Below are 6,513 nucleotides of genomic sequence, written 5' to 3'. Positions count from 1 at the left end.
AATCCGCCAACACTCAATCAGTTCCAGCGCAGGTTTCTTGGAATCGATCGTCTAGGCCGTATTCTTCGATTTTTTGAGCTCAAGATCCTTGTCAAGGCGAGATCGCGGCTTGCTTCTCGCGAACTTCGACGTGACACTGGCTAGATGCAACCGTCGGATGCGGAGAGACCTGTGGAATCGAAATGGCGAATTCTAGCGCTGCTTTTCACGGCGCGTTGCGTCATGGGCATGCAGTTCGAAAGCGTCGGAGCGCTCGGCCCGCTGCTACGAGCGGAGGGCCTCGATTATGCCCAGCTCGGCATCCTGGTCGGCGCCTATTTGGCGCCCAGCGTCCTGGTTGCGCTACCTGGGGGAATAGTGGTCCAAAGGCTCGGCGAACGAACGACGCTTCTCCTGTGCGCGGCGCTGATGTTCGCCGGCGCTCTCGTCGATCAGTCGAACGAATGGAACGCACGCCTGCTGGCTAGAGTCATCGCGGGCACGGGCGCAGTGGTGTTTACCATCGCTGGCACCAAGATGATCGCCGATATGTTCATTGGTAGACAGTTCGGCCTTGCGATGGCGGCTCTCGCCGGCTCGTGGCCGTGCGGGATAGCGCTGGCGTTGATCGCGTTGCCGCCGATCGCGGACAAATTCGGGCTGATCGGAGCGTCGGTAGCACTGGTGATCCTGACCCTGATGGCGCTAATCCTGTTGTTCGCGCTGCCGAAGCAGGCACGACAGGGCGCGCCGTTGTCCGCGGCCTTCCCAAGCGGGGCCGTCACGGCCGCGGTGGTCCTTGCAGGCCTCGTCGCCGGCACTGCCAACGCCACTTTCGCCAATGCGTTTGCGTTCGGTCCGCTGCTTCTCACCGAGAGAGGTTATACGGCCGAAATCGCCGCCTCTCACGTCAGCGTCGCGCTGTGGACCACCATCGCGGCCATCCCGATCGGCGGCGCGCTTGCGATCCGGCGAGGCTCCGGCATCTGGATCGCTGCCGCATCCCTGCTGCTCGCCGCGGTCGGGATGGCAGCCGTTCCGTTGTCCGACCACGACGTTCTCATCTTCGCAGGACTAGGGCTGGTGGCCGGCCTATCCGGAGCGACGTTCGCGAGCCTTCCGACATGGGCGCTTCCCGTTCAGGCGCGCGCGGTCGGAATGGGAATCTATTTCACCGCGTTCTACGGCAGCATGCTGGCGTTGCCGCCGATCGCGGGCGTCTTTGCGCATCGTGCCGGCGGTGCGGGCATCGCCTTCGATGTCGCTGCGGTCGCTCTTTTTGTCACCCTTCCGCTGCTCGGGGGCTTCGCCGCGCTGGTTTCCGCGCCCCGGTCGGCTCCGGCGGTCGAGGAAGGCGCGGCCTAACGGCCGCGCCCGCGTCAGCCGATATTGAAATCGGTCTTCAGCTTATCGGCGACCACCTTGGCGAGCAGGTCGTAGCCGGCCTCGGTCGGATGGAATTCATTGGCCCACAGCAGCTTGTAATTTTGCGGAAAACGAGGATCCGCTTCCAGCGTGCCCGCGGTTTTGACGGGGAATACGTGGCCCGGATAGCTGGTTGCGACCGTTGCCACCATCGCGCCCACCCTGTCGATCAGACGTCGTATCACGCCTTGCGATACCGCCGGATCGGTGATGCCGCGTGCGTTGAAGATCGGGTGCAGCCAGGGCCCTGCAGCCGGATCCGGGCGGTTGTCGGGAATCGAATGATCGTAATCGTGGATCAGGATGGGAATGTTGGTGTTCAGCTCGTTGACGAGGCAATCGAGGATGGTCCGGTAGAAGTTCGCGATCTTGACGTCGATAAACGCGTGAACCTCACTCTCGATCAACGGGTCGGTGCCGGCGGGGGGCGCTTGAAGCAGCATCTTGTAGAGCGGCGTGCTCGACGGCGTGGTGTAGCCAGCGACGATGTCGTTTCCGCCGCCGCCGATCAGCAACGCCTGCGGTGGCGGCACGAACGGATCGGGGTTTTGGAAGCAGTTTCTCAGTGCGTCCAGGCTATTGGGGCCGGCCATATCCTCCAGGCGCGCACCGGATGTGCCGAAGCGATGACTGTCTGCCGCAGCGTATCCGAGCTTCTCGAGTGATGAAGTAAGGCTTGGACGAAGGCCAAACGGGAATTTGAACAGCCATGAATCACCTAACGTCACCAGCTCAGCCGTGGCGATGCGCGGCAATAGGTTGGCGCTCCGGATCTGATATTCATGGGGATCGTGGAGTGCTGCAATGGGTGCCGAACGTAAATCGAATGCACGAAAATCGTTCGCGGTCAGCATGCTGGTCTCCAGGGCAAGGGTGAGGGGGGAGCCGGGGTTTTCCGGCAGCCTTCCGTCCAAACTCAGCGTCAGCGGAGCCGGGCCGGCGCGCAACGGTAGCGTCGATTCCACCAGCCCGCTGAAGAAGCCGAGCATCACGGCCAGCGCCGGATGCGCGCCGGGACACGCATGCGTGGGATGGCCCGCGACCCAGCGGTTACCGCCGAAGGCGTGATAGAGATCCTGACGGCCGTCGACGAGATTTTGCTGGGTGGCGGAGACCGCGCCGGCGACGACGATGTCACCTGGCTTGACATCGACCGTGTGCTCGCCCGTTCCCAACGCGAACGACGCCACAGCCGTCCGCCATATCAATTCGGGCACCGCACGCAGCTGCATCGCCGGGATGAAGTCGTCTCTCAACCGATTCAGAGCATCGGTGTAATCAGCTGCGGCCGTGCCGGCATAGCGCGCGCGCAACGACCACAGGGTCCCTTCGCGCAGCCATTCATTCAGGATCCTGCGCAAATTGCCTTCGACGGTCGGAATGAAGCCCATCATCGAGCCGGCAACGGTGCGCGCTACATAGGGGATGTCGCCCTGGGCGCGTTGAGAATCGAGCACGGCCCGCGTGACAGGCGCTGTGATCGTTGTCTTGAAGCGATCGAGGAAACCGATCATGGCGGTCCGAACCGCCGAGCCATGCGCAGCGCCAATCGCCTCCACCTGCTGATTGGGATGCGGTTGGAAGATGTAGCGCGAGGGCGACAGGAAATGTCCGGGATAGTTCGGCGGCTGGTCGGGTGTCCAGTCCCAGCGATAGCCTTGCTTGCGGAAGAAACCGTCTTTCTCAGTCAGCCCGAACCATTCCTCGCAGAACACGGCCAGCAGCGGCTCCAGCAGCTCGCGCACATCGATCGTCAGCTCCCAACTCGCTTCGCCATCGTCCTTGGCAAATTTGATCGATAGCTCGACCAGAGTTTTCAGGACTTCCTGCGTGGTCGCTCGCGCGAGCGCGAATGCGGCTGGCTGGTCGAGCGCCATGATGGCGTCATTGCAGACGACGGATTCCTTCTCGTAGGCCTGGTCTTCCTGCCCGGGGTCGCGGCCGAGATAGAGAATGCCGAACGACACTTGCATGCGGGGGAGATAGCCGGTGATCGTCAAATGGCGATAGGGATCGGTCAGCACCTGCGTGACCATGTCCCGGTCGGCCACCAGCACCCCGAAAGGTGTGCGGAGGACGCCGCCGTGGCGCTCGCGGATCGCCGCCCAGATCGACGAATTGATGAAATTCGCAGCCGAATCCGGATCTTCGATCGCCGTCTTCCACCCTGCCATCGCCACGGCTTCGCCCTGGACGCGCTCGATCTCGCGCAGCCGTGCGATCTCCTTCTCGCCGTCGTCGACGCTCCATGGCACCAGCGGCTTGCGCCCCTGGCTCGCAGCCCATTGCTGCAAGCTCACCAATGCCGTCGTCGATGGCGCAAAGAAATACGCTCCCCATTCCAGACGAACGAACGGGCGGGGTTCGTCGTGGAGCCGGTCCGAGCCGTCGAGCGCCATGCGAACGGTCTGGCCTTGGTGCTCGAAACGGAAATGCCGGAGCCGGCCAGCTTCAGCGAGGCCCAGGAAGGGATCGCTCTCCCCGGAGGAGCCGCCCGAGCTGTTGCCGCCGGCGAGCCAACTCTGCACAACCTCGAACTGTTCGCCGAGGCTGGCGTTGTAGGCCATGAAGACGAGACCGCGCTCCTGTTGCAGGGCATCCTTGGCTGCCTGGGAGTCACTGCGCTTGACGGGCGGGCCGTAGGACATGCCGCGTCGGACGATGCGCGGCGGCCGGGCGCCGCCATCGGCCCGTGTCAATCGCACCCGCGGATTGGCGCGCCTGATGTGCGCGTGAAACGGGCATAGCTGGGCCTTGGCGTCGTAATCATAGTTGAAGTCGTTGAATTCAGGGCCGGGCGGTGGAGTAGGGGTCAGCGGCTCGCCTGCCTTCGGGTGGCCGGTGGGCCAGCGCCCCATCATTTTGGCCAGAAACGTCTCACGCGTCAGGGGCGGGGTGGGATCACCGGCGGCTGCCGCGTCGGTGGCCTGCCGCGTACTGCGAAGCAGGACCTCCTCCAGCTCCTCGATATCCTGGCGCAGCTTGCGCAGCGCCATAAAGCTGCCGTCGCGAAGCATTACGTGCGCGCGATTGCTGCTGTCGCTCAAGGGCGCGGTCTTGTCGGCCACGTTCGGATAGCCGCACAGGATCTCGCCGAGATGCACCTGATTGGAATAGCGCAGGCCGGCATCGCGCTTGTTGAGCACCGGGTTGGAGGTGCCGTCCTTGAAGCCAAAATGGTCCAGCACGGAGCCGGACGCATCGCGCTGCCGCTGCATCCACTGGATCGAGAGCGGCCTTACGCCGGAATCCACGCCGACCAGACGTTTCATCTCGGCCAGCAACGCGGCTCTCGTCTCCGCTATCGGCGTCGCCGTGGACAGATGGCGCAGCTGAAGCATGGCGTGAACGGAGCCCAGGTCGATGCGCGGTGTGGGGTCGTCTGCAGGCAGGTCCGGCGCATTGACCCCGAGCGCCCAGTTGCTCGCCGGCAGGCGCCATCGCCCGGGATGATTCCAGCGCACGTCGCCCAAAAGGCCGGCGCGCCGTTCCATGCCTTGCACGAATTCCTCCGGCAGGCTGCGCACCTCGTCATCCGTCAGTCCGGCGTGACGCAGGCCCTCGACCGTGAAGGCGATGTTGGTGACGATCTGACCCGGGTTCAGGGCGTCGGCTTCGGTCGTCACTTTCAGGACGTTCAAGAACGCGGCGAGCGCGGCTGGCGTCGCAAACTGCAACAACAGCAGACCGCCATGGTCCGAATCCGGGTAGGCCTTCACAATCCCGGCCTGAACGTTGCCGGGATCCTTTAAATTCTGTTCGTTGTCCGGGATCGAAGGCAGGTCGACCCGCGGCCCCGCGACATCAGGCGGTTTCATCAGCCAGGTTATCGCCTCGTCAATGCGCAGGCGCGCGCGACCGATGCCTACGGCGTAGCTGTTGCCATCGTTGATCATAGCGACGAATTCCGGCAGCAGCTCATGCGCCGCACGGTGCAGGATCACCCCATCATGCGTGCCGGGCGGGTAGAAATCGGCCAGATGGTAGAGCCCGGCCAGTGCGCGTACGCCGTGACGGAACGGGGGCCGGCCGGCGGCTTCGAGGGTGAGGGGCTTGCTGAAGCCAGCGTTGGTGGGATCGACGCCGATCAGCCCATCCACCTGGAATATGGATCGTCGCGCAATCTCTTCCGGCGAGGGAATCTTGATTTCCGTGACGATCCGATCAGCATCGGCGCCCAAGGCGCGCCGATAAACCCGCTCTTCCATCCGCAGGAAGCGGGTGTCATCCACGGTCAGGTCTGGCGTGGTGTAGAGGAAGTAGGCTTCACTCTGCCGGCTCTTCAGCCATATGCCCCAGTCCTCATAGGTGTTTTCGTAGCCGAGGACATAGCCCTCGGTATTGCAGAAGATAAGATCGAGCAGGCGCGCGGCCTTCTGCCAGATGACGCGGACATAGGCCTCCCAGGAGCCGTCGAACGTTGCTGTCAGCAGCACATAGTCCACGGCGTCTTCGGCATCGTCCGCGGGCTCGAGCACGGCGATGCCTACGGAGTGGATGCGTCCGACACGGTCCACGGAGTCTGACAGGACCCGGGCCAGTTCGTATTCATACGCGCTCGCGCGACCGCCATTCAGCGCCCGCAGCACGTATTTGACGCGCGTCTTGTAGGTGGTCGCGTCCAGGGACGGCACGAACCCCTTCTTGATCGGAGCCAACACCCTGAAGTCCGACGTGCCGGCCATGCGGCCGGTCTTGATCGTCAAATCGCGCCGCATGTCCTGCCTCCCTGATGGCTGGCGGCCGGACTGTCGTCACGGCCGGAGCCGAAATGCCACTTTTACGCACTATTTGATTCAATACATCTTTTGGTCGAGGCGTCGTCGATGAGGTCGGCCAGCTCGGCCACAAGAATTTGCCCCATGCTGTCGGTCGCAAAGCCGGCGGCGCCGCCAGCCCAAGTCGCTACTTTGAAATTCCAACTGTGCTGTTCCGGCGCCAGCGGTTCTATGAACTGGCCCACACTTTCAAACTTTCATTTTGTGGTGTGAGGCCTCCCAGTCGCACGAACTTGCCGCGGGCACAGCCACTGGGGAGGGTGCCTCACCGGGCCTTAAAGCGTGATGGCATTAGGTTTGATATCCTGAATTTCTGAAGTAGTTGGCGCAC

Annotated in this window: 3 protein-coding genes; 1 reads left to right on the top strand and 2 read right to left on the bottom strand. The window is 63.3% G+C overall.

What is annotated here, in order from left to right; genetic code table 11:
• Window positions 1-144 precede the first annotated feature (144 nt).
• A complete protein-coding gene (locus Q0687_RS22665) occupies window positions 145-1,344 on the top strand; it encodes an MFS transporter (protein ID WP_298881596.1) in 1,200 nt (399 codons plus the stop codon).
• Window positions 1,345-1,358: 14 nt separating this feature from the next.
• Here Q0687_RS22665 and Q0687_RS22660 read toward each other — a convergent pair whose 3' ends face one another.
• Together Q0687_RS22660 and Q0687_RS22655 are read right to left on the bottom strand one after the other, a co-directional pair.
• Window positions 1,359-5,993 (bottom strand): hypothetical protein, encoded by a 4,635-nt coding sequence (locus tag Q0687_RS22660; protein ID WP_298881594.1) that lies wholly within the window; start codon window positions 5,991-5,993, stop codon window positions 1,359-1,361.
• Between the two features lie 191 nt (window positions 5,994-6,184).
• Window positions 6,185-6,367: a hypothetical protein gene (locus Q0687_RS22655; protein ID WP_298881591.1), complete on the bottom strand. Its 183-nt coding sequence runs from the start codon at window positions 6,365-6,367 to the stop codon at window positions 6,185-6,187.
• Between the last annotated feature and the right edge of the window lie 146 nt (window positions 6,368-6,513).

This window comes from uncultured Bradyrhizobium sp. (assembly GCF_936928535.1).
Taxonomy (GTDB): domain Bacteria; phylum Pseudomonadota; class Alphaproteobacteria; order Rhizobiales; family Xanthobacteraceae; genus Bradyrhizobium.
Note: the sequence above shows the minus strand (reverse complement) of the source record. Positions and strands in the feature narration are given on the sequence as shown.

Bases quoted from the DNA above. Each gene is read 5' to 3' on its own strand.
- Q0687_RS22665 (WP_298881596.1), top strand. From the start codon at position 145: ATGCAACCGTCGGATGCGGAGAGACCTGTGGAATCGAAATGGCGAATT.